Here is a 25,645-nt window from a genome sequence, read left to right as displayed (position 1 = left end):
GCTATATATGAAAAAGAGAAATGCACTGTACATCGTATTTGGATTGATTTTATTGATCGGATGCTCCAAGGATTCCGATATTACATCTTCCAACTCCTCCTCCACTATTGACAAATCGGGAAACCGATTGACCACAGGGGCTTCTGCGAGCGACCTGCTTGCCAATGCCAATTTTGATAAACTGTTGATTGAGATAGGTTACGTTTCTGGAAATCAACCTACTACGGAAGCAATTACCAATTTTGAGAATTTTTTAAGGGCCCGCACCTATAAAGAAAACATTGAGTTCAAATACACTCCTCTGACTTCCCCAGGCGAGGAAACGTTGACCCTTGATGAAGTGGTCGACTTGGAAAACAAAAATAGGACCGAATACAACGACGGCTCCACCTTGGCCATTTACATCTACTTTGCCGATGCTCCCTCGGATTCTGACAATCCAGACGAAGGGACAGTGACGTTGGGTGCTGTATATCGAAATACCTCCATGATCGCATATGAGGCCACCATTAGGGATTTGGCCAATGCCAGTTCTGCTGTAACTGTTGCCGATGTGGAGACCGCTACCTTGTTCCATGAATTTGGGCATTTGTTTGGCTTGGTCAACCTAAGCACCCAATCGGTCAACGATCATGAAGACCCGGATGCTTCCAACCACTGCAATGTGGCCGGTTGTTTGATGCGTGCCGAACTTGAATTTGGGACTTCCTTGTTGAAGACCATGCAGAACCGTGCATCCAAAGGATTGGCTTCTATCCCGGAATTTGATTCGGAATGCCTGTTGGACCTGCAAAAATATGGTGGTCGCTAAAGTCTGGCTTAGGGAATATTCAAATATTTATGGGTCTGTAGGGACACCTTCCATTTAGGATGTTGCATGACATAATCGACAATCAAAGGAACCATTTTGTCGCGCACGCTCCATTCCGGTTGTAGATAAAGGATACAATCTTCACTTACTTGTACAGCCTGTTCTTCGGCAAAGATAAAATCGTGTTTGTTGTAGACTATGACCTTCAATTCATCCGCTTTTTGATGTACATCCCCCACGGGCAATTTGTTCTTTTTTGGGGACAGACAAATCCAATCCCAAACCCCTGTGAGTGGATAGGCCCCGGAAGTTTCAATGTGTGTCTTCATCTTTTTGGCCTTTAGCCCTTCGGTAAGTGGACCCATATCCCATGTTAAGGGTTCCCCTCCGGTAATCACTATCGTATCGGAATATTTCTCGGCATTGGAAATGATACTTTCAATGGCAGTCGGAGGGTGTGTTTCGGCGTTCCAACTTTCCTTTACATCACACCAATGACAACCCACATCGCAACCACCTACCCTAATAAAGTAGGCCGCTGTTCCTTTATGGAACCCCTCTCCTTGAATGGTATAAAACTCTTCCATCAAGGGGAGCATCAGTCCCTTTTCCACCAATTCCATCACATTGTTTTCAACCATGGTGCAAAGATACGTTACTGCCCGTTGATTCCCAGCTATCTTTTTATTATTGCTTTAGGGTGAAATGTCCTTTTTTGAGATGGATGGCCCCATCATGGTCCACCAACTGCAGCACATACCAATAATCGGAAGGTGGTAAAGGACGACCATTATAAAAACCGGTCCAACCATGAAGCATGGGATCCAATTGGACCAACAATTTGCCATACCGATCAAAGACAGAAAAACTGCCTTCCTGATAAAATTCGCTGGTAATCCCTTTTATTCCAAGGATATCATTGACACCATCATCATTAGGAGAGAAAAATTTGGGAACGCCCACCACCCCTACTTGGATCCAATCCATTCCACAGCCGTTTTTATCCACGGCGTAGAGGGTATGTAGGCCTGGTTCTACATTGGCAAACTCGGAATCCCCCTCATTGGCGCCATATAATTCATCCAAGTAAAATTCATAATCACCCAGACCCAACTCCCCATTCTCATGCAGAATGGTTATGGTACCCGTACCCCCGTCATCGTCCACCAGAACGTATTCCGGCAACAAATGGGGTGGACCAGATTCGGTCACTTCAAAATGGACCGGTGCCGATGCACAACCTTCTTCGGAAGTGGCAACGGCACTATACCTACCAGCCTCTGAAATAGAAATGGTAGCTCCTGTTCCTATTTCGTTATTACCCTCATTTCGCCAAGAATATGTGTAATTACCTGCTGCACTCATGGGCGAAACCTCAACTTGTCCTCCAGTACAGAATGAATATTCACTTTCCAATTCGAAGGAAGGAATGGGCCATACGGTCAAGGTAAGATACTCCCCTACTCCAAAACAGGTCCCCGAATCTTCATCATCTACCCGAACGAACAAGGTTTCAGAATAGGGAACACTGTTGGAATACATTTCTGTATTGCTTATCTCGTTCCGCATATAAAGTGCATCATCTTCCGTCCGATAAAAGGTAACCGTTAACCCGTTTTCCAAAGGAAACTGCGCCAACATATCGGCCTCAGCATCTTGCAGGTTAAACTGGGTAATACCATCACTTTCCCCTTGATCACATGCTTGCAAATCGTAACTATACCCCTCGGGAAACGAAGTAGTGGACACTTCAAGATATAACGATCCAACAGCATGGCAGTACTCCCCAACCCCGTTGGCCCTGAAAAAAAGCTCATTGGCCACCGCATTGTTAAAGTTGTTGGCGGTAATTTGGTTCACCTCGTTTTCTGCATCCATTTCGGTGAGGTAGAACGAAAAATTAAACGATTCATAATTCGTGCTCAACAGATAGAAGTATTGGGTAAGGTCGAAATTGGTAAACCCATCGGGAACACCATCCCCATCACAGTTGGTAAGGGTAACCCCATCATTGATTTCGGGCACCACCTTCACCTCTGCCTGAACCAGAGCTTTTTGACCCGTTGTACACCCATTATGGGAAGCCAAAACATAAAAAGAAGATGTGCTATCCAAAAAAGGGGTCTCAAAACTATCCCCGGACCCTAGGTTGTTTCCTTCAGCATCAAACCAGAGTACTTGGCCCAAGGTGGCAGTTGCCTCAAGAATGACCGTACCAGGGCCACATCGCGTACCCAAAGAAGTCGCTGAAATTTTGGGAACGGTAATCTTGGTGCTCGCTGATAGGTTTAGCACAGGATCCCCTGGCATTCCACCATATTCTACAATATAGCCTTTGGGTTGGTAGTCGCCGCTGGGATCCCCGGTTATTCGAAGATCATTCCATGAGCCCGTAATCCCTATTCCGGGCGCGGTGACATGGGCATAATCCTCATCATTGAGGTTATTGGGTTCGTTGGTGTTCCAAAATGCAAAATTAGGGGTACTTCCCGTATAGTCACCGTTCCAGAATATCTGTCCCGCTTCTGGACCGGTCATCCATTTCCAAACTCCTTCTGTTTGGGCGTCCGACCCCCCTATCCAACCTGTACCTGCCGCTTGTTCTCCGGTAATTTGTGCCTCAGCGGCCGATGTCACCGTAACCAAATAGCCTTGAAGTCCAAAATAAGTTCTGTTTTGTGCGGCAACTCGGGCATCTTCCCAATTGATACCCACTTGAGGGACATATTCGTAATAATGTCCAGTTTCGGGGAGATAATTGGCACTACCAATGGTAAAGGAGAAAAATTTTTCTTCCGTTGGTGATTCTGATGTACTCTCAAAAACCACATCTTTCACCGCAGCTACAAGGTCGGTATACAACATGGGAACACCACCTATTCCGGTAAGGGTAAGTTTTCCCTCTTGATTGTTCCAACTGGCGGTAATGTTCGGATGTGAATTGATCAGTGTCAATGAGTCGAAACCACGCTCATACCCCGTTGAAATCTGGATATAAAAAGCATCTATTTCCGTGTCATCGGGGTCTACTATATTGAAATCGGTCACTACCGGGATAGTGGACAGTGGGCAATAGACTTGGTCACCTTCAGCGGTAATTTCCGGGGCTACATAGTATGCAGCTTGCGCAAAATCGAGACAAAAAAGTAGAAGCCCCATCACTAGAAGGGTAACTTTTCTACTCTTACCTGGATACCAAGATTGCATGTATTTCTTTAATGTGGTGGCCGGAAATATACAAACTTATCCCGCAGAAAACACATTACTGGATGAACACTGAGATTATAACGACGGACAAGGTCATTTAACGGCGATGACATCTATTTCCACCTTGCCATTGGCGGGGATTCCACTATTGGCAAAGCTGGTACGCGCCGGTTTTTTGGTAAAGTGTTTGGCATATATTTCATTGAAGGCTGAAAAATCATCAATATCACTGAGTATTACCGTACACTTCACCACATTGTCCAACGTCATACCATGATGGGCCAGAACAGCACTGATATTTTTAATGGTCTGTTCAGTCTCTGGTCCAATCCCCCCATCCACCATCGTCATTGTTGCAGGGTCAATTCCCAACTGCCCCGATAAATAATAGATGTTCCCTACCTGAACAGCATCGCTATACGGTGCTTTTTGCTTTTTAGGTTCATGTGACTTATGGAAAATGATTTCGGTATTTTCCTGTGCATAAGTGGTGGCCATGACCCCACTCATCAATAACCACAACAGGGCGTAGTGAAAAGGTTTCATATTCCGGTTTTTAGTATTGCTTAAAATTACCCTATTTTTATCGGAAATTGTACACCATGGGCGACAAAGAAAAATTCTTTGAACACATAGAACAAGGCTATACCATGAAAGGTGATTTCATCACCATGGGAGCCGCCATGTTGAACGGGGAAACCATCACCAACGCTTTTGTGAAGATACCCCTGAAGACCCTCAACCGTCATGGACTGATCGCCGGGGCCACAGGTACCGGGAAGACCAAAACGTTGCAGGTTTTGGCCGAAAATCTATCCGACAAGGGCATCCCTGTGTTGTTGATGGACCTTAAGGGTGATTTGAGCGGTATTGCCCAGCCCAGCCCCGGACACCCTAAAATTGATGAGCGCCATGCCAAAATCGGGCTTCCCTTTGAGGCCAAAGGGTTTCCTGTGGAAATCATGTCGCTTTCGGAACAGGACGGAATCCGTTTGCGTGCCACGGTATCGGAATTTGGTCCCGTACTGTTGTCCAGGATTTTAGATCTTTCCGAAGCACAGGAAGGTATTGTAGCTGTGGTTTTCAAATATTGTGATGACAATAAGCTACCCCTTTTGGACCTGAAGGATTTCAAAAAAGTATTGCAGTACGCCACAGGGGAAGGAAAGGAAGAATTCCAATCATCGTATGGTCGTATTTCAACCAGTTCAACGGGAACCATCTTGAGAAAGATCATCGAATTGGAACAGCAGGGTGCTGACCTTTTCTTTGGGGAAAAATCCTTTGAGGTGGATGATCTGGTCCGCATCGATGAAAATGGAAGGGGTTATGTGAACATCATCCGATTGACGGATATCCAAGACCGCCCTAAACTGTTCTCCACCTTTATGTTGAGCCTCTTGGCAGAAATATATTCCACTTTTCCCGAGCAGGGTGATAGCGACCGACCAGAATTGGTGCTGTTCATTGATGAGGCCCACTTGATTTTCGACAATGCCTCCAAAGCACTTTTGGACCAAATAGAGAGCATTGTAAAATTGATTCGTTCCAAAGGAATCGGGCTTTATTTTGTTACCCAAAACCCTACCGATGTTCCAGACGATGTTTTGGCCCAGTTGGGGTTGAAAGTGCAGCATGCCCTTAGGGCATTTACGGCAAAGGACCGAAAAGCCATCAAATTAACGGCACAGAACTATCCCATTTCCGAGTTTTATGATACTGCCGAAGTATTGACCTCATTGGGTACCGGTGAGGCCCTTATCTCCGCTTTGGACGAGAAGGGAAGGCCTACTCCATTGGCAGCCACCATGATGCGAGCACCCATGAGCCGAATGGATATTTTGACCGATGCCGAGATCAAGGAAGTATTGGGTAAATCCAAATTGATCAAAAAATATAATGAAGAGGTAGATCGTGAAAGTGCCTATGAAATCTTGAACGAAAAAATGGAGAAGGCTGAAAAGGAAGCCGAAAAAGTAAAAGAGCAAAAAGCTACTGCCAGAAGAACAACCACATCCAGAAGCAGTACCCGAATGAACCCAGTAGTAAAAGTATTGACCAGTGCTACATTCATCAGGGGCGTTTTGGGAGTATTGAAAAAAGTGATCCGATAATTTTATGAAAAACACCACGAAAGCAATTGCCCTGCTATTGGGCCTTATTTTTGTACAATCCTGCGAAAAGGAAACCACCTTTTTAATAACCGAAACCAGTGTGGGGCCCATGTCCCAATCTGCCAAGGTGAGCGAATTGAAATCACTGTTCGCGCAGGATTCTGTGGTCATGGACACTACAAGGGCAGTTTCCGGAACCAAATCAAACAAGATAGAGATCTACGAAAGGGGAGGTAAACACTTGCTTTCGTTAACACCAAGCTCGGACAGCATCCAAGGCATTCAGAATGTTCGTATCATGGACCCGAGGTATATTTCTGACAAGGGAATTGGGCTGAAGAGTACTTTTGCCGATATCAAAAAGAAGTATTCCATCAAAAAGATTGTGACCACTTTGAACAGTGTCGTAATCTTTCCAAAGGAAAGCAATCTTTATTTTACAATTGACAAGGAGGAACTCCCGGGCAATCTCAGGTTCAGCACTTCCAATATTGAAGAGGTCCAAATTCCTGATGATGCCAAGTTGAAATATCTGATGTTGGGATGGGAATAAGCTGTTAATTTATTGCTAAACAGAGGAATAGCAAGTTCATATTTGGTAAATTAAGGAAATTTCCATCCAAATGAAGAACCTTTTCCTGTCTGCTTTGTTGTTCCCTTTGGCACTTTTTGCCCAATACCAATATGAACCTTCCCAAGAACATCCTTATGGGCTCCCCAATCCGGCAGCACCATCGGAACTATTGGATTTTGCCCCATTGATCGGGGAATGCCAATGCCTTTCACAAGTCAGAAAGCCGGACCAATCTTGGGCAGAACCCGTGAAAATGGTGTGGCGGTTCAAGTACATCATGAATGGCATGGCCATACAGGATGAAACCTTGAAAGAGGACGGAACCTATTCAGGAAGCATCCGCCAATTCAGTCAAGATAGTACCCGCTGGTATGTGCACTACTATAGCTATCCCTCGGTGGCCACCTCATTACCTGTATGGGAGGGCAACAAAAAGGAAGATGGCAAAATCATTTTATATCGAGAACAAAAAGCCCCCAACGGAACTGAAGGTTTTTTTAGGATTACTTTTTCCGAAATGGATGGCGATGGATTTAAGTGGATTGGTGAGTGGGTAGATAAAAACGAATCCTTTGTTTACCCAACCTGGAAAATTGATTGTTCCAATAGTAAAATTCAAAACAGCGTTGACAAAGAAAAGGGCAGAATCATTGAGGCTACCAAAGTTTTTTCCAAAGCTTATATGGATGGGGATTTTGAGACCATAGCCAATAGCTATACCAAGGATGCCAAAATTTTTCCAAACAATACGGATATCATATCGGGTAGGGAAGCCATAAAAGAGCGATGGATGTTAGGCGCAGGAACTAAAATTCTTCATCATGAGCTCCTACCTCTGGAAATCAATTTTTTTGGGAACTATGCACATGATTATGGATATTACCAGGGAAAGTCGGAAAACAAGGATGGGTCGATTGCTAATTGGAAAGGCAAATATGTGGTCATATGGAAAAAGGAAGATGGTGAATGGAAAATGTACCTTGATATTTGGAACCGGATTCAAGATCAAACCAGACCATAACGTTCCCGATTAGCCAAGACTTTGGGACTATTGTCGTGCATCCACTCCGCTAGCTCCAACAATTTCTCCACGTAGGACCTACCAAATTCTGTGAGGCTGTATTCTACCCGAATGGGCACCTCAGGATAGGCCTTTCGTTCAATATAGCCGTCTGCTTCCAATACTTTCAAGCGTTGGCTTAAAACTTTATTGGAAATGCCGTACACAAACTTTTTCAACTTGTTGAACCGCAAAACCGGAAAGTATCCCAACCACAGCAAGATCAAAATGCTCCATTGGTCCGAAGCCACCGACATCACATCACGTACGGGGCAAAGCTCCGGCGGATTCCTATAATCGATATGTCCGAACATTTTTTCCAATTTTTTTACGGTTCTAACTTTCTGATTTTCAGTAATAGTTTCCATATAAACACCTAGTTTTCAGTTTGTCACCTCTTTCTTGTTCAAAAAGGAATACGTAATTTTAGTTTCAAATCAAGAGTAAGTTACAAAAAGTAACCTGATGAAAAAACTGCTCAACAAAATAATGCCATTGGCCTACGGCCAATACTATAACTTTTACACCTTGATTGCCCCTAAGAAGGCAGCTGATAGTGCTTTCCATTTATTTTGCACCGTTCGGAAAGGCAGGGTACTTCCACAACAGGCGGATTATTTGGACGGGGCCAAATTAGAAGTGGAGGAAGTGGCTGAACATAAGATACAGTCCTATCACTGGCCCGGGAACAAGGAAACGGTTTTGTTGGTGCATGGTTGGGAGAGCAATACGTTTCGTTGGCGTAATCTTATCAAAAAACTTCGGGAGGCCGATTTCAACATCATTGCGTTCGATGCGCCTTCCCATGGGTACTCTACAGGAAAACATTTGTATGTGCCCCTTTATGAGATAGCCGTGAACCACATGGTCAAAAAATACAACCCCAAACATTTGATCGGGCACTCGGTTGGCGGGATGACCATTCTCTACAACCAATATAAAAATCCGAGTCCGGAGGTTGAGAAAATGGTGACGATTGGTTCCCCTTCGGAATTCCATGAGATCATGCAGCATTTTCAAAACATACTAAAATTCAACAATCGGGTGATGAAGGAACTTGATGACTATATCCTGAATCGTTTTGGATTTCGTATCAATGAGTTTTCCACTTCTAAATTTGCCCAATCCATCAGCAAAAAAGGGCTTTTGTTCCACGATAAATTTGATCAGATCACTCCTTACCATGCTTCGGTGGCCGTGAACAAAAATTGGGAGGGCAGTACTTTGATCAGCACCGAAGGTTTGGGGCATTCCATGCACCAAGACGATGTGAACGATCAAATCATTTCATTTTTGGAAGCTTGAGAAAGTTATCCTAATTTTCAGAAAAAATAGAAGATGCAAAACGTTACCCCTTTTCATGTGGCCATCCCCGTGCACAATTTGGATGAATGTAGGACCTTTTACCGAGAAGTATTGGAATGCGAGGAAGGAAGATCTGCCGATCATTGGGTGGATTTCAATCTTTTTGGACACCAGTTGGTCATTCATTACAAACCCAAATCCGAAGAAGAGCTACATACCAATCCTGTTGATGGAAAAAATGTTCCTGTTCCCCATTACGGTGTGGTTTTACCTTGGGATACTTTTCAATCCTTCTCCAAGAAACTTGAAGGTAAGGGCATCGAATTTGTCATCGAACCGTACATCCGTTTTAAGGGAGAAGTAGGAGAACAGGCCACCATGTTCTTTTTAGACCCTGCAGGCAACGCTTTGGAATTCAAAGCATTTAAGGATATGGGGCAGTTGTTCGCCAAATAGATCACGCCAAGGTAAGTCCCTTTCTTCGAACCCACAGATGGGCAAAAACCATATTGGGAACCCAGCAGAGCCAAGCCACGATTTTATAGGCGAGTAAAAATTCCCCCAGTACAATGGTAAGGAAGGGCAACCAAATGCGAAGAGTCACGGCAGCAAAACAAGCAGCATAGCTATAAATCATCATCCCTTGGTGAAGGGACAAATCCTTCTTTCTCACTGCCATATAGGCCCTTATGGTGGTGAACAACCAAACGACTCCCAAACTGATGAATCCAACTGATGGAATGATGCCGCCCGTGGCATAAATTCCCAAATAGATGCCACAAAGACCGCTGACGAGAACGGAAATCACATAGAATTTACCTAAGTTTCTGTGCAGATTTAGTTTTTTGGCCCGAAGCTTTTTGCTGAACTGTGACCAGCCAGACAACAAGGCCAACCCGCCAAAAATGATATGTCCATAAAACGCGAAACGCCAAACCTCACTATTACGAATGGCCTCGTCCTTACCCAAAAGCAGCCCAAACTCTCCAGAAGTTACAAGATAGAACAAAGGATATAGGCCTATACCGATGGCCAACAATACAAATACCACCCAAGCGACCTTATTCCGTACCGTTTTGGCCATATAGTTTGATTTACAAGGAAGTAAGTTATCGAATATTTGTTCAGAAAAACAAGAATTTAGCAGGCAAATCGTTATAAGTGCATAGAACGGGCCCTAGGGCCATCCCAAATCCTACGATTATGAAAACAATTCTACTTTTGATCACCATCGTGTTCTCATCCATGGCCGTATCGAGCTGCACCAATGATGAAAGCGATACTGAATTTGACTACATCAACCCGGACGAGGAACAACAAGCTACCCAAGTAGTAGATACTATTCAGGAACAACCGAACTAAATTATTTGGCCTTGTGGCGTTCCCTCGCCAACAATGTATTTTTAAGGAGCATGGCAATGGTCATGGGACCAACACCCCCAGGAACGGGCGTGATGTAGGATGCTTTTTTGCTTACATTTTCAAAATCGACATCGCCGGTAATGTAATACCCTTTTTCATGTGAGTCACCTGCCACACGGGTAATACCCACGTCTATGACGACCACACCGTCTTTTACCATATCCGCCTTTAAGAAATGGGGAACCCCCAATGCGGAAATCACAATATCAGCCTGAAGCGTCAGTGCCTTGATATCTTTGGTACGACTATGGGTAAGGGTAACCGTTGCATTGCCTGGATTCCCTTTTTGACTCATTAAAATACTGATGGGCCTACCAACAATATGGCTACGCCCGATCACTACGGTATGCTTACCTTCTGTTTCCACGTTATAGCGGGCCAATAACTCCATGATTCCAAAGGGAGTGGCAGAGATAAAGGATTCCATCTCCAATGCCATTTTTCCAAAATTGGTAGGGTGAAACCCATCCACATCCTTGTCGGGATCCACGGCCATCAAAACTTTTTCCTCGTCAATATGTTTGGGTAATGGCAATTGCACGATATAGCCATCGATATCAGGGTTGTTGTTCAAATCATGAACATGCTTCAACAACGCTTCTTCGGAAGTCTCTTCAGGAAGGTGTATCAATGTAGATTCGAACCCGATTTTCTTGCAAGAGCGCACCTTGCTGCCTACGTAGGTAAGGCTGGCGCCATCGTTCCCTACCAAAACGGCTGCCAAATGTGGGACCTTCTCCCCTCTTTCCTTCATTTGTGCCACCTCAACGGCAATTTCTTCTTTGATCTGGTTCGATATCTTTTTTCCGTCAAGGATTTCCATGGTCTTACTTTTGGTTATTTAAGGTGATGATTTTCAATGTTTCTTGGATGAATGCCGTTTTGCCCAATACATAGGCACCACGGTCGTTCCTATACTTCGCCGCCAACCCAACCTTAAGGTCTTCGTAGGCCTGGGCGCGATCTTGATGTTCGATCAAATAGTCACGAAATTGAATCTGTTCCCACATACTATTGCTTCTGGGACACATGTGAATGTGGAAGATTTGTTCCTTTACCCCGTCCAAATTATATCCCTTGCCAAACGACATGTAAGCATCGATACCCTCTCGGGCCGGCACTTTAAAATGGGTATATCCCAAATCCTTGAACTGTTCGATGAGCAACTCATCAAAAAGTAGGTTCTCGGGAATCTCGATCAAAAGGTCGATATAGGGTTTGGCCTTGATGTTCGGTATGGAAGAGCTTCCAAAATGTTCGACCTGCAAAATTTTATCCGACCCTATGGTATCCAGAATCAGTTTTTTTTCGGCTTCAAAATTTTTTTTCCAATTAGGATCATGATCTACCAATTCCACAGGAAACAAGGTATTCCAGTCATCCTTGGAGAGGTCCATTAAGGTCTTTTTCATATGTTGAAAGTGGTATGCCGCTTTTGAAATGCTAAATTACCTCATATTCTGCATCATCTGCATCATTTTTTTGCCCCCTCCACCTTGCATCATCTTCATCATCTTGCTCATTTGGTCAAATTGTTTCAACAATTGGTTCACCTCTTGGATGGACGTTCCACTACCTGCAGCAATCCGTTTTTTTCTACTAGCGTTGAGCAAAGAGGGTGTTGAGCGTTCGGTAGGGGTCATGGAATGGATGATGGCCTCAATATGTTTGAAGGCATCGTCATCGATATCCAAACCTTTCAGCGCCTTTCCGGCACCTGGGATCATCCCGATAAGGTCCTTCATGTTCCCCATACGTTTGATCTGTTGTATCTGGCTCAAGAAATCGTCAAAACCAAACTTGTTCTTGGCAATTTTCTTTTGGATTTTTCGCGCCTGTTCCTCATCGAACTGCTCTTGGGCACGTTCAACTAACGAAACAACGTCTCCCATACCCAAAATACGATCGGCCATCCTGGAAGGGTGGAACACATCAATAGCCTCCATTTTTTCTCCCGTACCGATAAATTTGATCGGTTTATTTACCACGGATTTGATGGAAATGGCGGCACCACCGCGGGTATCACCGTCGAGTTTGGTAAGGATCACCCCGTCAAAATTCAAGACATCGTTGAACGCCTTGGCAGTGTTCACGGCATCCTGACCCGTCATGGCATCTACCACGAACAAGGTTTCTTGGGGTTGAATCGCCTTGTGGATGTTGGCAATCTCGGCCATCATCTGTTCATCCACGGCCAAACGACCTGCGGTATCGATAATGACCACATTACAGCCCAAACTCTTGGCGTGGGCAATACCTGCCTTGGCAATGGCCACAGGATCATTGTTCTCCCGATCGGAATATACCTCTACGCCTATTTGTTCCCCAACGATGTGCAACTGATCGATCGCTGCGGGTCGGTATACGTCACAGGCCACCAATAAAGGTTTCTTGCTTTTTTTGCTTTGTAGAAAATTGGCCAGCTTTCCAGAGAAAGTGGTTTTACCGGAACCTTGTAGACCGGACATTAAAATGATGGAAGGATTTCCCGAAAGGTCGATTCCTTCGGCATCGCCGCCCATCAATTCGGTAAGTTCGTCCTTTACGATCTTTACCATCAATTGACCTGGTTGAAGGGTGGTCAATACATCCTGTCCCAATGCCTTTTCCTTTACCCTGTTGGTAAAATCCTTGGCTATCTTAAAGTTGACGTCAGCATCCAACAGGGCCCTCCTTACCTCTTTGAGGGTCTCCGCAACATTGATCTCCGTAATCTGCCCATGCCCCTTGAGGACGTGGAGTGCCTTATCCAGTTTTTCGCTTAAGTTGTCGAACATAGGTTCTCTTTGTTTAAAAGGAAGGACAAATTTAAGAATAATAAAAAAGAAAAGGACGGCTTTGGGGAGAGCCGTCCTCTTTTTAAAAAAGATTGGGGAAAATCTTTATGGTTTTTCAAACACTAAGGTCTCAACAGTACCATCACTACTCTCATCGGAGAGCTCAATTCTTGTGGAGGTCACGGAAACGATCTTCCAATCGTCCGTTAGGTCTCCAAGCTCGTCAACACTATCAAAGTTGATGTAAAATTTCAATCCATCCTCAGAGTCGCGAAGCACTCTCCAAAGTCCATTGGCAATGGGGTCGGCGTTTACAGATACCTCAACCTGATACATGGCATTGAAATTAAAATCCATTCCGGTGTAGGAAGCGGTCATATCCACTTCACCTTCTTTGTAAAGGGCCACATTCCAAGGTCCTCCCATGGCAATGTTCCTGATTTCGGCCACATCCCCATCATCGGCACTATCATTACACACACGCAACAGGATCATTTCGTAATCGGTATCAGTGATTTCAAACTTCAATCGGGTTTGGGTCAGCTCACGTACCGGCCACTCAAAACTTACTGCAGCTTCATCACCCATGGTAATCATAAGGGACAATTGCATTTGACTATTGTAGCCCAATTCCCAAGTACCTTCCTTAACATCCACACCGTTGCTCAAGGTTACGGTTCCTTCCGCAGAGAACTCAAATTGATAGCCCAAAAGTCTTTCCACTTCTTCTCCTTGGTTTTTGACTTTTTTGATTACCCACTGGCATTCGTTCAAAATGGCCCTTAAGGTATCGGGATCGGTTTCCCCAATTGGGTCGACATCGCAACGTTTTTTAAGTACGATTCGGTTACCGCCATCCTTATACAATTTAATGACACCTTCCTCAAGTTCATATACCTGACCTTCTAGGTTAAAGTCTACCAAAGTCTCAAAATTGAGGCTCAAGTACACGCCATTGTCGTTTGTGGTCGTGGTCCAAGTTCCGGTCAAAGAAACACTGGCACCTCCTCCGATTACCACGTTTCCATCTTCGGTAAAGGTCATGATCTGCTCAAAATACTGTTCGGTACTGTCCACCTCGTTCCTGATTACCTGACGAACTTCCCATGGACAGGCTACCAAATAGGCATCCAATTCTTCTTTGGTGAAATCGTCATCATTGTAATCGTTGTCATCATCCTCATCACATTCGTTTTTGGCCATTTCCAAAGCTGCAGCCAATTCTGCATTGCTTTCTACCACTACTTCGGTGCCATCATATTTCTTAAGGGTAATCGGAAAGTCGATGCTTACCAGTTCGTTATCTCCCAACTCGGCAAAGAACCTACGCATGCCTTTGTCACTTTCCACTTGAACCTGACCAGTCTGCTGGTTGTTCAAATCAAAGGTGAACAGGGTTATTGGGTAAACAAAATCGATACATTCGATATCATCATCTTCCCCGCCTTCCAGACATTGGCGGGCCATTGCCTCGAGTTCATCGATATTGTTGATCGTAATCTCACTGAAATCGGCCAAGGTAATGGTGATTGGGAAAGCGATATTCAAGATATCGTCATCGGTATCGAGTTCATCAAAAATTTCCTCGATTTGTTTAAGGTCTATTTCGGAATTGATAGTGACCTCAACTCCATTAACCTCTACGGTATATGGAAATTGGACGGCAAAACAACTGGCACCATCCACAATGTTGTCATAAGAACCGTCGTGGGAACAGGCTTCCTCAATCAATACGGCCGTGGAGGAACTTGCGGATATCGTCCCTTCTTCACCTCCGCCAATTTTTTCAAATTCCTCCTGACAGGAAGCAAAACTAAAAACAAGTACAACTAGTGCTGCGCGCAAAACGTTGTTCATCAACTTTTTCATAACAAATTGAATTTTGGGGTTATAATTCGATAGTGAAACAACCATCTTAAAAAAAACCCTACTTTATCTTAATTTTTTTTAAAATATCTTTGATTGGAATTACAATTTTTGCCAAATGAGCAACGTCTGCGAAGACCATATATTCAGTTCCGTTTTCAAGGCCCATTCCAAAACGGTTTTCAATTATATCTTTTATAAGTTCGGAAACGAGGAGAAAGCACACGATGCCGTTCAGGAAGCTTTTGTGAAGCTTTGGGAGAACTGTGCCAAGGTGAGCCCGGAGAAAGCCAAATCTTTTGTGTACACGGTGGCGAACAACCTTTACCTGAACGTGATCAAAGCGGAAAAGGTCAGGATGAAATATGCCGATGCGTCCAACGACCGCTCCCACGAATCGCCGGAATTTTTGATGGAAGAAAAGGAATACAAGCAGAAATTGGATGATGCCCTGAACGCATTGCCGGAAAACCAGCGGACAACCTTTTTACTCAACCGGGTGGATGGAAAGAAATATGCGGAAATTGCCGAAATGGAAGGCGTTAGTGTAAAGGCCATTGAAAAAAGGATGCATTTGGCCCTAAAAAGCCTACGGGAACATATAGATGGTATATGATTTTAAATTATTGATTTCTAGTTACTTAGAATACTAAGATTTAAAATTGATATAGAATGAGACCATTATTTTCTAAAAATGTTGATTTTCAACAAAATAGAAGTAGGGTTTTTTAAGAGTTGATTGTTATAACAAGGTAAAGCATAGAAACCATGCAAGAAAATTACTTGGCAAAATGGCTCAACGGAGAGCTTTCGGATCAGGAGCTGGCAGAATTTAAAGCATCTGCCGAGTATGCTTCCTACCAAAAGCTGAAGGAGGTCTCCAGTACCCTGAAGGCCCCCGACTTTGATGTGGACCAAGCCCTCGCCCATTTGAAGGAAGAGCGCATCGGTACCGCTCCCAAGGTCATTACTTTGAGTCCCTTTAAAAAATTCCTGCGGGTGGCCGCAGTGATTGCCTTCCTGCTTGCTGGCTCTTATTTCTATGTGAATACCTTGAACGAAACCGTGTCCACGGAACTTGCACAACGCACCGAAGTGACCCTACCCGATGCTTCCGAGATATTTCTGAATGCAGAATCGCAGGTTTCCTATAGCAAAAAGAATTGGGACAAACAAAGGGATGTTAAACTCAAAGGGGAAGCCTTTTTTAAGGTTTCCAAAGGAAAAAAATTCACCGTGTCCACTGATCATGGTACCGTGGCCGTTTTGGGCACGCAGTTCAATGTAGAAAACAGACAAAACTTTTTTGAAGTCACTTGTTATGAAGGTCTGGTCAGCGTTACCTACCAAGGTGTGGAAACCAAGCTTCCAGCAGGCACTTCCTTTATGGCCATCAATGGTGAAATTGTAGAATCCCCAATGCCCCAAGGTGATGTACCCGCTTGGATGAACAACGAGAGCAGTTTTGAGCGTATCCCGCTCAAATACGTTCTTGCCGAGTTGGAGCGACAGTTCAATGTGAAGGTTTCCACACAAAATGTGAACACCGAGATATATTTTACCGGCACCTTCAACAACACAGACCTCGATATGGCGTTAAAAAGTATAAGTACCCCGTCTCAAATCAAGTACAGAGTAGAAGGCGATAACGTACTTTTTTATGCTGGGAACACGCCGTAATAAGCATTCAAACCTCTTATTGGGTTTCTTGTTCTTCTTATTTTGCATGGTCTCCGTCCATGCCCAAGAAGAACAACAACCTTCCATTGCCCTTGTTTCCTATATCAAAACCTTGGAGAATCGCTTCAACGTGAAATTCTCTTATATCAATGAAGATGTGGAAGGCCTTGCCATTTCCGTTCCGGAGACATTGAAAACGTTGGACGACATCCTTACCTATATCGAGAATCAATTTCAAATACACTACAAAAAACTCAACAATCGCTACTATACCCTGACCAAAAACTCGCACGTTGATTTGTGCGGAATGGTACTCGATAATTTTGCCAGCAATACCATACCCGGCGCCACGGTTGAAATCTTGGGAACCAATAGGGCACTGATAACGGGCGACGATGGAAAGTTCACCATACAAGATGTTCCCAAAGAGGCTTCCATACGCATCCGTTATTTGGGATTCCTTACCCAAAATATGAGTGTTTCTGAGTTTTTGGGCCTCGGGGAGTGTCCCAAAATTTTGATGACGCCGCATATGGAACAATTGAACGAAGTCATCGTTTACCAATTCCTTACCACGGGTATTATCAAGGAAAAAGATGCCAGCATCACCTTAAACACAGCCGAATTCGGGATTCTTCCAGGGCAGATCGAGCCTGATATCCTTCAAACGGTTCAAGCCCTTCCGGGCATTAAAAGTATTGATGAGACGGTATCCGACATCAATGTAAGGGGTGGTACCAATGATCAGAACCTTGTGTTATGGAACGGTATCAAAATGTATCAATCCGGACATTTTTTTGGATTGATATCCGCCTTCAACCCTTATTTGACGGACCAAGTGACTATCTATAAAAATGGGACTCCCGCAGCTTATGGGGATGGGGTGAGCGGCGTGATCCAAATGGAAACCAGCAACAAAATTGCCGAACAATGGAAAGGAGGAGCCGGGTTTAACCTCATCAGCGGGGATTTTTATACCGAAGTGCCCCTTAGCGACAAATTGGGGATTCAGTTTGCGGCAAGGCGATCCGCCACCGATTTTTTGAACTCCCCAACCTACAACCAATTCTTTGACCGTGCTTTTCAGGACAGTGAGATTACGGACCAGAACAACAATTCGGTTGATGATGAAATCCAAAGAAAGGAAGATTTCTTCTTTTACGATTTTTCGGGAAAGATTCTCTACAATATCAATGATGATCACCAATTAAGGTTCAGTGCCATCCACATTAAGAACAACCTTAAATACGTGGAGAACAATATCACGGACATGGAGACCAATATCAGCCTATTAAAACAGGACAACCTCTCCGTTGGGGGGCAATTGCAAAGTCAGTGGAACAGCAGGTTCTCCTCACATTTAAACATCTATTATTCCCGATATAACTTGGATGCGCAGAACGTTTTCGGGAACCAGGTCCAGCAATTGTTCCAAAAAAACGAAGTCGTTGAAAATGCGGTAAAACTGAACACGGATTATCAATTGACCGACCAATTCAATTGGAACAATGGCTACCAATATATTGAGACTGGTATCACCAATGCCACGGTGCTGAGCGAGCCCAATTTCGACAGCGAGATCAAAGGGGTCATCAGAATACACGCTCCTTATACGGAGTTCGATTATCATTCGCCTGAAAATACCATTATCGCAAAGGTCGGGTCAAGATTCAACTTTATTCAAAACCTGAACACTTTCTCCAAACTTTTGATAGAACCAAGGGTGAATCTCAACATTAAATTGGCCAATTACTTACGGGCGGAAGTATTGGGTGAATTCAAAAGCCAGACCACCAACCAAGTAGTAGACCTGGAACAAAACTTTTTAGGGATTGAAAAACGACGATGGATCCTCTCCAATGACAGCTCTTTGCCCGTTACGAAAAGTAAGCAGGGTTCTGTGGGACTGAACTACGAAAAGAACCATTTTTATGTGGGACTGGAAGGTTTCTATAAGCAAGTGGAGGGCATCAGTACCAGTACCCAGGGATTTCAGAATCAGTACCAATTTTCAGGGGAAATAGGCAGCTATGACGTAAAAGGGATTGAATTCCTCATCAATAAAAAAGGCGAGAATTACAGCACTTGGCTGAGCTATGCCTACAACAAGAACGATTACACCTTCGATTCCATTGTACCTCAAAATTTTCCCAATAACCTGGACATTAGGCACACGCTCACCTTTGCCGGAACCTACAACTACAATAACCTCAAATTAAGTATTGGACTTTACTACCGAACGGGTAAGCCCTTTACCGAACCCATGGATGGCGACCAAGGTTTGGATACCGATTATACCCCTTCCCGAATCAACTTTAAATCCCCGAACTCCAGTAGACTACCCGAATATTTTAGGGCAGATGCCTCGGCTATTTACAGTTTTAGATTGAGTCCTAGGATCAATGCCAATGCTGGCCTTTCGGTTTTGAACCTGACCAATCGGAAAAATACGCTGAACAGATACTACCGGGTAAACGATGATGACGAAATTGAAACGGTGGACAATGTATCGTTGGGCATTACCCCTAACGTAAGCTTTAGGGTCAACTTCTGAGATTCCAACCGGTATCGTTCAAATCGAAATTGTACATTCTTCGAACAATTTCGTATAAATCCGGAAAGTCCTGTTTGAACATTTGGGGCGTTTCAACAAAATTTTCTGTGATCACAGCAAAGAATTCCACAAAATTGGTTTGGCCATATTCCCTAAAATAAGTGGATTGGGATAACCGTTCGGAAAAAGCATCGGACTCGAACAGTTCCTTGATCTTTGCCAGACCCACTTGAAAACTTTTGGCCTCAAAAGATGGCTTTCTCAATGTCTCGATCATTAGGGCATGGGCCACTTCATGAACTCCCAAATTTACATTGTCATTGGGAATGCCGAAGCCGTCCTTTAAACCTTCCGCAGAAAACACCAAGGTTCGCAACCTTGGATTGTATTCCCCGATATGGTGCCGACGCGAAATTTTAGAATAGTATTTACTCGGATAAATGATGACCCGTACGATGGATTTCTCAAACCGGTAGTTGTTCATCCCTAGGGTCAGCAGCACTGCCGAAGCCGTAACGTAAGCTTTGATTTCTTCCTTGTTTTCAATGTTGCCATAAAAGATGAAGGGCTTTTTGGACTTGAACCAAGCGAAACGTTCTAGAAATGTTCTTCGCTGATCCGAATTCAGAATATGGAAAGGTTGCAAGAATTGGGAAATGAACTGTCGCTCCTTGGCCGTAATTTTTTTAACGGGATGCAATAGATTGAAAAGGGTAAGGCGCTCCTTCTTTACATTTTCGTACACAGCCTTGGCCATTACAAAAAAGAGTCCGCACATCAAAATGATGGCCGCCAACTGCTTATCTGCTTCGGAAATTTGCTGCATTACATCCGTTCGGGCACTTCAATCCCCAAAAGTCTGAAGGCAGATTGAATCACCTCCCCCACTTTTTTGGACAACTGTACCCTGAAGTTTTTCTTTTGCTCGTCCGTTTCCCCGAGAATGGACACCTTTTGGTAAAATGAGTTGAACTCCTTAACCAGATCGTAGGTATAGTTGGCAATAAGTGCTGGACTGTAATTTTCGGCCGCCAGTTGAATGGTTTCCGGGAACAATTGGATTTGTTTCAACAGTTCCTTTTCCTTTTCATGGAGTTCCAATGTCACGTCGAGCGCAGTTGAGACGTCAAAATCCGCCTTTCTTAAAATGGATTGGATCCTAGCATAGGTATATTGGATGAACGGACCCGTGTTCCCTTGAAAATCCACCGACTCCTCAGGGTTGAACAGGATTCGTTTTTTGGGATCCACTTTTAGGATGTAATATTTCAACGCCCCCAAACCTATGGTTCGATATAATTTTTTCTTCTCTTCTTCGGAATAGCCATCCAGTTTGCCCAGTTCCTTGGAAATGGTCTCGGCGGTCTCTTCCATATTTTGAATCAGGTCATCGGCATCCACCACGGTACCTTCCCTACTCTTCATCTTTCCACTGGGCAGGTCCACCATCCCATAACTGAGGTGATATAGCTTTTCGGCCCAGCTATACCCCAACTTTTTCAAGATGAGGAAAAGAACCTTAAAGTGATAATCCTGCTCGTTCCCCACCGTGTACACCATTCCATTAATATCCGGAAAATCGGTCACCCTTTGAAGAGCCGTGCCGATATCCTGGGTCATATATACCGCCGTACCATCGGAACGTAACACGATTTTTTCGTCCAAGCCATCTTCGGTAAGATCGATCCACACACTGCCATCTTCCTTTTTAAAGAAGACTCCTTTTTCAAGCCCATCCTTCACCACATCACGGCCCAACAAGTAGGTATCGCTCTCGTAGTACAGTTTATCAAAATCGACCCCAAGATTTTTGTAAGTAGCGTCGAACCCTTTATATACCCAAGTGTTCATTGTTTTCCACAAGGAAACCACTTCTGCATCACCAGCTTCCCATTTACGTAGCATTTCTTGGGCTTCCAACAAGATAGGAGCTTTCTTTTCAGCTTTTTCCTTGGGCATTCCTCCAGCTACCAATTCGGAAATCTGTTCCTTATAGGCTTTATCGAAAGCCACATAGTATTTCCCCACCAAGTGATCCCCTTTCATTCCAGAGGATTCTGGAGTCTCCCCTTCCCCGAATTTCTGCCAGGCCAACATACTTTTGCAGATGTGGATACCCCTATCATTAATGATCTGGGCTTTGTATACTTTTTTACCGGAAGCCTTCAAAATTTCGGCGACCGAATAACCCAACAAGTTGTTTCGGATATGCCCCAAGTGCAACGGTTTGTTGGTATTGGGGGATGAATATTCCACCATCGTGGCTCCTGGTGATGGTGTTTTTACATAACCGAAATCCACCTCATCTTTGATGCTATTGAAGAAATTCAGATAATAACGCTCAGCGATCACAATGTTCAAAAAGCCTTGGACCACATTGCATTTGGCCACTTCCTCCACATGTTGTTGCAGATATTCCCCGATCTGTGTGCCGATCTGTACCGGATTTCCCTTAACAAAGCGTAACATGGGGAATACCACCACGGTAATATCCCCCTCAAAATCCTTTCGGGTAGGTTGAAATTCCACCGTGGGCAGGTCAACTTGGTACAGTTGTTTTACCGCCTCAATCACTTTTTGGGTCAAATCGTTCTGCAAACTCATCTAAAAGGCTTTTCAGCCTGCAAAACTACATATTTTTTGCCCTTTTTTGGCAATCTGGACTAGTGTTGACATCCTAGAAACCGTAATTTTAGAAAAAACTAGCAGATGGAACATTTACAACGCGCCGTTCCGGTACTCTTTGCCCTTGATGTACGAAAATCGGTCACTTTTTATCAAGAGAAATTTGGATTTGACAAGCAGGGCTGGGTAGATGACCATTATGCCGTAATTGGCAGGGATCAAATTGAACTACATATTGCCAAATGTAACGATAAGATTTTTCCAGAAAACACCAGCTGCTACATCCATGTGACCGATGTGGATGGACTTTACGCCGAACTGAAAAAAACGGGGGTTGTACATCCCAACGGACCTTTAGGTAACAAACCTTGGGGCCTTCGGGAGTTTTCTGCCCTTGATGGCGAAGGAAACCTGTTGCGGTTTGGACAAAAACTGTAAAGATGCTATTGAACGTTTCGTACACTGATAAAAACATCACCAAAAAAATAGACGAGGCCGTGGGCAAGCCCTTTCCCTTAAGGGAACGCTTTGCCATGGGCGGCATTGGCAGCCCCAAGCTTTTTATAACGGAAGCCAGTGCTGAGATCCATAACCTGTTGATTTTGGACAACAACCTGGACACCTGCAACATTGAACTGCGGCCCAAGGGTATCATTGTCCGGTTCCGATCACTGTTGGAAACCTTCGGGCTGGTCATACCCTACTACAAACTGAATCTTTACAAAGTCGATATGGCTGTCTATTCCATTTTTATGGATCATCATTTCATCAAGGTGCGTTCGGATAGTATGGCCGTTCAAAAATTCTTCCGAAAACTGTTGGATCACCGCGCGGATAATTTGCCTACTTCTATCGATGATTTATAATTGTCATTCGGTGCTTGACACGGAATCCATAAAACCAGTGAAATGCTGAAACAATCCCGATAGCCATCGGGACAGCATGACGAAAAGTGTCATTTTGAAAGAGATGCAAAGCATCGACTAAAAAATCCTAAAGTAACAATGAGCAATGTACAATGACCAATAAACAGTCATTCTCTTTTTGTCACATCGAGCGCAGTCGAGATGTAATTTTAAAAAACAGATTTCTCACATATGTTCGAAATGACATCCAGATAAATCATTCGAGTAAATTCGTGTAATTCGTGTAATTCGTGTCAAACATAAAAAAGATTTTTCGTTTCACTCAATATGACAATGGGCAATGAGCAATGGCCACACTGTTAATTGATTACTGTCCATTGAAAATTGAACAATGTTTACCGACCTTTGTCACAAATTCCCCAAAAGCTCGTCTAATCACCGAAGCAACCTTTGGCCCCCAAAAGGTGTCTTTATGGTAGAACCTTTAAAAAAAGCTATGTCAATCAATAAAACACTGATCCATTTACTATTTATCCTTTTCATAGGCTTGCCCCTCTCGGCACAGACCGTAAGTTCCCGTTTGGTAGATGCCAAGACACAAAAAGGTATTCCCTATGCCACCGTGCAATATGGGGAGCACCAAGGCGTGATCACCAATGAGGAAGGCCGATTCAGCTTTGTGTTGGATGCAGACACTACTTTGCCCGATTCCGTGTACGTGACTTCCATGGGGTATGAAAAAAAGGGTTACTCCTTGGAACAATTGCATGACAGTATCATCCTGCTGAATTCCAAAGCCATTGAATTGAGCGGGGTATATGTATTCGACAAGGAACTCGAGGTGGATGACATCATCGAGAAAATGAAGGAACGCATTCCGCAGAACGTGAACAAAGACCCCATAAAGCAACGTTTTTTCCTTCGGACCTCGGAACTGGCCAATATGCAGAAAGTGGATTTTGGGTTTGAAAAATCGTCTATCAAGGAACTGAACAAGGAACTTATGGACAGTATTGCCAACTCCATTCCCAAAAACGCGCATCACTATACCGAAAGTTTGGGCGACCTGTACAAGCACCACACCAAATACAAGCTGGATATTTTTAAGGCAGCGGACCTGTTCGATAAAAGGGACGTGAGCTCTTTTGAGGAATTGGCCGAGCACATGGAGGATATTTTTAAAAAGAACGTGAAACCGGGGTCTTACCTCAAGATCAAATCGGGGATCTTTAGTGAAAAGATAGAGGTGGATTCCATTATCGATACGTTTGACGACGAGCGCGTGGAACAGATGAAAAAGGTGAAGGCCCAAATGCAAAAGGATAGCATTTCCGGGCTGACAGACAGCCAACGGGGTGAACTTCGTGAAATGTTGAGCCAACTCTACTACAAAGAAAACACCAAACTGGACTTGGTAGAAAAAACGAACCGGTACGAATTTAAACTGGTGGGCTACGCGGACATCAATGATGCCGGGGTGTACGTCATCGACTTTGAACCCAAGCGCAGCAGTGCCGATTTTAGAGGTCGACTGTATATCAACATTGAGGATTTTGCCATTATGCGCCTCGACTTTGAGAACACCAAACGCTTGCGCAATTTTAGATTGCTGGGCATTACCTACCGTGAAAATGTATACAAGGGCACCATGCGCTTTGCCAAATTGCCCAGTGGTAAATATGATCTTCAGTTTATGGATTTTGCTGAAGGACGCTACTTTGCCGTGGACCGACCCCTAAAAGTGGTGGAAAAGAACAAGCACGTAAAGGGTCGCCGCAAGCAGAACGAGCTGTTGTTGAACATCGATTTTCGCATGAACATGACCAATAAATGGGAATTGGTGGTCTTTAACCAAGAAGAGATTGCCGAAGGCATTTTTACCAATTACAAGGAGGACAAGACCGTTCGGGCCACCTATATGCCCAACTATGACCCCGAGTTTTGGAAGGGCTATAACATCATGGAACCCAACCAAGCCATCCGTGGTTTTACGGTTTCGGAAGAAGAGCAGTAATTTTTAGTAGTAGGTTTTAAGTTTTAAGTTCCTAGTTTTTAGTTGTTAGGGGTTGGTAAGATGACAAGTTGGATATTCGTGAAAATTGGTGTAATTCCTGCCTGCGGCAGGTAGGTATGTCAATCCCCAAAAAGAGATTTCTCGTTTCACTCAAAATGACAGAGTGTGGCTGCTTCACTACGCTCAGGACATGGCTCCAAATGACAGGGTAATGTCATTCCGTGCTTGACACGGAATCCCATCCAAGAAGAGTGGGATGCTAAGACAAGTTCAGCATGACGGAAAGTGTCATTTCAAAATGAGGTGCAACGCGACGATTGAGAAATCTATTGGGCTATAGATTTTTCGCAGTTCCTTCGCAATGCTCAGGACATGGCTCAAAATGACAATTAGGATATTCGTGAAAATTGGTGCAATTCGTGTCAAACCCCTAGAGGAGATTTTTCGACTGCGCTCGAAATGACAAGGTGTGCCTCAAAATGATAGGGTAACGTCATTCCGTGCCTGACACGGAATCCCATCCAAAATAGTGAGATGCTGAAACAAGTTCAGCATGACGGATTAGGTATTCGTGAAAATTGGTGTAATTTGTGTCAACCCCCTAAAAGAGATTTTTCGCTTTGCTCAAAATGACAATTAGAATATTCGTGAAAATTGGTGCAATTCGTGTCAAACCCCCAAGAAGAGATTTTTCGTTTCACTCAAAATGACAATAAGGGACAACAACTTGAAATTGTTTTCTGTTTATTGCTCATTGTACATTGTTCTGC

Annotated in this window: 24 protein-coding genes; 13 read left to right on the top strand and 11 right to left on the bottom strand. The window is 44.0% G+C overall.

All coding sequences use genetic code 11. The features are described from left to right. Positions 1–7: 7 nt before the first annotated feature. The gene (locus D2V05_RS02565; RefSeq protein ID WP_119646122.1) at positions 8–811 is read left to right on the top strand and encodes a hypothetical protein; all 804 of its coding nucleotides are present in this window, start codon (positions 8–10) and stop codon (positions 809–811) included. Positions 812–819: 8 nt separating this feature from the next. Here the strand turns inward: D2V05_RS02565 and D2V05_RS02560 are convergent, their stop codons facing one another. From D2V05_RS02560 to D2V05_RS02550, 3 genes are all read right to left on the bottom strand, one after another. Next, positions 820–1,452: a 7-carboxy-7-deazaguanine synthase QueE gene (locus tag D2V05_RS02560; RefSeq protein ID WP_119646000.1), complete on the bottom strand. Its 633-nt coding sequence runs from the start codon at positions 1,450–1,452 to the stop codon at positions 820–822. A gap of 46 nt (positions 1,453–1,498) precedes the next feature. Beyond that, positions 1,499–3,970 carry a T9SS type B sorting domain-containing protein gene (locus D2V05_RS02555; RefSeq protein WP_183114771.1) on the bottom strand — a complete coding sequence of 824 codons (2,472 nt, stop codon included), beginning with the start codon at positions 3,968–3,970 and terminating at the stop codon, positions 1,499–1,501. Between the two features lie 141 nt (positions 3,971–4,111). Next, on the bottom strand, positions 4,112–4,564 hold the full coding sequence (locus D2V05_RS02550; RefSeq protein ID WP_119645998.1) for a Rid family detoxifying hydrolase: 453 nt from the start codon (positions 4,562–4,564) through the stop codon (positions 4,112–4,114). Between the two features lie 56 nt (positions 4,565–4,620). Here D2V05_RS02550 and D2V05_RS02545 point away from each other — a divergent pair, with 56 nt between their 5' ends. From D2V05_RS02545 to D2V05_RS02535, 3 genes are all read left to right on the top strand, one after another. Next, complete coding sequence (locus D2V05_RS02545; RefSeq protein WP_119645997.1) at positions 4,621–6,132, top strand: helicase HerA-like domain-containing protein; 1,512 nt, start codon at positions 4,621–4,623, stop codon at positions 6,130–6,132. 4 nt (positions 6,133–6,136) lie between these two features. Continuing rightward, the gene (locus D2V05_RS02540; protein WP_119645996.1) at positions 6,137–6,685 is read left to right on the top strand and encodes a hypothetical protein; all 549 of its coding nucleotides are present in this window, start codon (positions 6,137–6,139) and stop codon (positions 6,683–6,685) included. Positions 6,686–6,755: 70 nt separating this feature from the next. Next, on the top strand, positions 6,756–7,727 hold the full coding sequence (locus tag D2V05_RS02535; RefSeq protein ID WP_119645995.1) for a YybH family protein: 972 nt from the start codon (positions 6,756–6,758) through the stop codon (positions 7,725–7,727). On the opposite strand, the gene D2V05_RS02530 is transcribed toward D2V05_RS02535, so the two are convergent. Beyond that, positions 7,712–8,134 carry a winged helix-turn-helix transcriptional regulator gene (locus tag D2V05_RS02530; protein ID WP_119639452.1) on the bottom strand — a complete coding sequence of 141 codons (423 nt, stop codon included), beginning with the start codon at positions 8,132–8,134 and terminating at the stop codon, positions 7,712–7,714. The genes D2V05_RS02535 and D2V05_RS02530 overlap by 16 nt on opposite strands. Positions 8,135–8,231: 97 nt before the next feature. On the opposite strand from D2V05_RS02530, the gene D2V05_RS02525 reads away from it, so the two are divergent. Both D2V05_RS02525 and D2V05_RS02520 read left to right on the top strand, forming a co-directional pair. After that, positions 8,232–9,071, top strand: coding sequence for an alpha/beta hydrolase (locus D2V05_RS02525; protein WP_119645994.1), 840 nt, complete (start codon positions 8,232–8,234; stop codon positions 9,069–9,071). Positions 9,072–9,104: 33 nt separating this feature from the next. After that, the gene (locus tag D2V05_RS02520) at positions 9,105–9,527 is read left to right on the top strand and encodes a VOC family protein (protein WP_119645993.1); all 423 of its coding nucleotides are present in this window, start codon (positions 9,105–9,107) and stop codon (positions 9,525–9,527) included. A 1-nt stretch (position 9,528) separates the two neighbouring features. On the opposite strand, the gene D2V05_RS02515 is transcribed toward D2V05_RS02520, so the two are convergent. Next, complete coding sequence (locus tag D2V05_RS02515) at positions 9,529–10,155, bottom strand: DUF2306 domain-containing protein (protein ID WP_119645992.1); 627 nt, start codon at positions 10,153–10,155, stop codon at positions 9,529–9,531. A 119-nt stretch (positions 10,156–10,274) separates the two neighbouring features. Here D2V05_RS02515 and D2V05_RS19615 point away from each other — a divergent pair, with 119 nt between their 5' ends. Further along, complete coding sequence (locus D2V05_RS19615; protein ID WP_183114770.1) at positions 10,275–10,433, top strand: hypothetical protein; 159 nt, start codon at positions 10,275–10,277, stop codon at positions 10,431–10,433. Between the two features lies 1 nt (position 10,434). On the opposite strand, the gene folD is transcribed toward D2V05_RS19615, so the two are convergent. From folD to D2V05_RS02495, 4 genes are all read right to left on the bottom strand, one after another. Continuing rightward, positions 10,435–11,316 (bottom strand): bifunctional methylenetetrahydrofolate dehydrogenase/methenyltetrahydrofolate cyclohydrolase FolD, encoded by an 882-nt coding sequence (gene folD / locus D2V05_RS02510; protein WP_119645991.1) that lies wholly within the window; start codon positions 11,314–11,316, stop codon positions 10,435–10,437. 4 nt (positions 11,317–11,320) lie between these two features. Then, on the bottom strand, positions 11,321–11,905 hold the full coding sequence (locus D2V05_RS02505; protein ID WP_119645990.1) for a GrpB family protein: 585 nt from the start codon (positions 11,903–11,905) through the stop codon (positions 11,321–11,323). A gap of 36 nt (positions 11,906–11,941) precedes the next feature. Then, on the bottom strand, positions 11,942–13,270 hold the full coding sequence (ffh, locus tag D2V05_RS02500) for a signal recognition particle protein (protein ID WP_119645989.1): 1,329 nt from the start codon (positions 13,268–13,270) through the stop codon (positions 11,942–11,944). Positions 13,271–13,375: 105 nt separating this feature from the next. Beyond that, entirely contained in the window at positions 13,376–15,139 is a 1,764-nt protein-coding gene (locus tag D2V05_RS02495) for a hypothetical protein (protein WP_119646121.1), read from the bottom strand. A 115-nt stretch (positions 15,140–15,254) separates the two neighbouring features. Here D2V05_RS02495 and D2V05_RS02490 point away from each other — a divergent pair, with 115 nt between their 5' ends. From D2V05_RS02490 to D2V05_RS02480, 3 genes are all read left to right on the top strand, one after another. Continuing rightward, complete coding sequence (locus D2V05_RS02490; RefSeq protein WP_119645988.1) at positions 15,255–15,752, top strand: RNA polymerase sigma factor; 498 nt, start codon at positions 15,255–15,257, stop codon at positions 15,750–15,752. Between the two features lie 152 nt (positions 15,753–15,904). Then, the gene (locus D2V05_RS02485) at positions 15,905–16,816 is read left to right on the top strand and encodes a FecR family protein (RefSeq protein ID WP_119645987.1); all 912 of its coding nucleotides are present in this window, start codon (positions 15,905–15,907) and stop codon (positions 16,814–16,816) included. A gap of 28 nt (positions 16,817–16,844) precedes the next feature. Then, entirely contained in the window at positions 16,845–19,370 is a 2,526-nt protein-coding gene (locus D2V05_RS02480; RefSeq protein ID WP_235855362.1) for a carboxypeptidase-like regulatory domain-containing protein, read from the top strand. On the opposite strand, the gene D2V05_RS02475 is transcribed toward D2V05_RS02480, so the two are convergent. Both D2V05_RS02475 and argS read right to left on the bottom strand, forming a co-directional pair. Continuing rightward, on the bottom strand, positions 19,360–20,196 hold the full coding sequence (locus D2V05_RS02475; RefSeq protein WP_119645985.1) for a zinc-dependent peptidase: 837 nt from the start codon (positions 20,194–20,196) through the stop codon (positions 19,360–19,362). The two genes, D2V05_RS02480 and D2V05_RS02475, sit on opposite strands and share 11 nt — an antisense overlap. Continuing rightward, complete coding sequence (gene argS, locus D2V05_RS02470) at positions 20,196–21,974, bottom strand: arginine--tRNA ligase (RefSeq protein WP_119645984.1); 1,779 nt, start codon at positions 21,972–21,974, stop codon at positions 20,196–20,198. Before argS ends, D2V05_RS02475 begins: the two co-directional genes overlap by 1 nt. A 105-nt stretch (positions 21,975–22,079) precedes the next feature. On the opposite strand from argS, the gene D2V05_RS02465 reads away from it, so the two are divergent. From D2V05_RS02465 to D2V05_RS02455, 3 genes are all read left to right on the top strand, one after another. Then, positions 22,080–22,433: a bleomycin resistance protein gene (locus D2V05_RS02465; protein WP_119645983.1), complete on the top strand. Its 354-nt coding sequence runs from the start codon at positions 22,080–22,082 to the stop codon at positions 22,431–22,433. A 2-nt stretch (positions 22,434–22,435) separates the two neighbouring features. Continuing rightward, positions 22,436–22,861, top strand: a complete 426-nt coding sequence (locus tag D2V05_RS02460) for a hypothetical protein (protein ID WP_119645982.1) — start codon at positions 22,436–22,438, stop codon at positions 22,859–22,861. Positions 22,862–23,333: 472 nt separating this feature from the next. Beyond that, positions 23,334–24,875 carry a DUF5686 and carboxypeptidase regulatory-like domain-containing protein gene (locus D2V05_RS02455; RefSeq protein WP_235855361.1) on the top strand — a complete coding sequence of 514 codons (1,542 nt, stop codon included), beginning with the start codon at positions 23,334–23,336 and terminating at the stop codon, positions 24,873–24,875. Positions 24,876–25,645 lie beyond the last annotated feature (770 nt).

The organism is Flagellimonas pelagia (assembly GCF_003584135.1).
GTDB lineage: Bacteria > Bacteroidota > Bacteroidia > Flavobacteriales > Flavobacteriaceae > Flagellimonas > Flagellimonas pelagia.
Note: the sequence above shows the minus strand (reverse complement) of the source record. Positions and strands in the feature narration are given on the sequence as shown.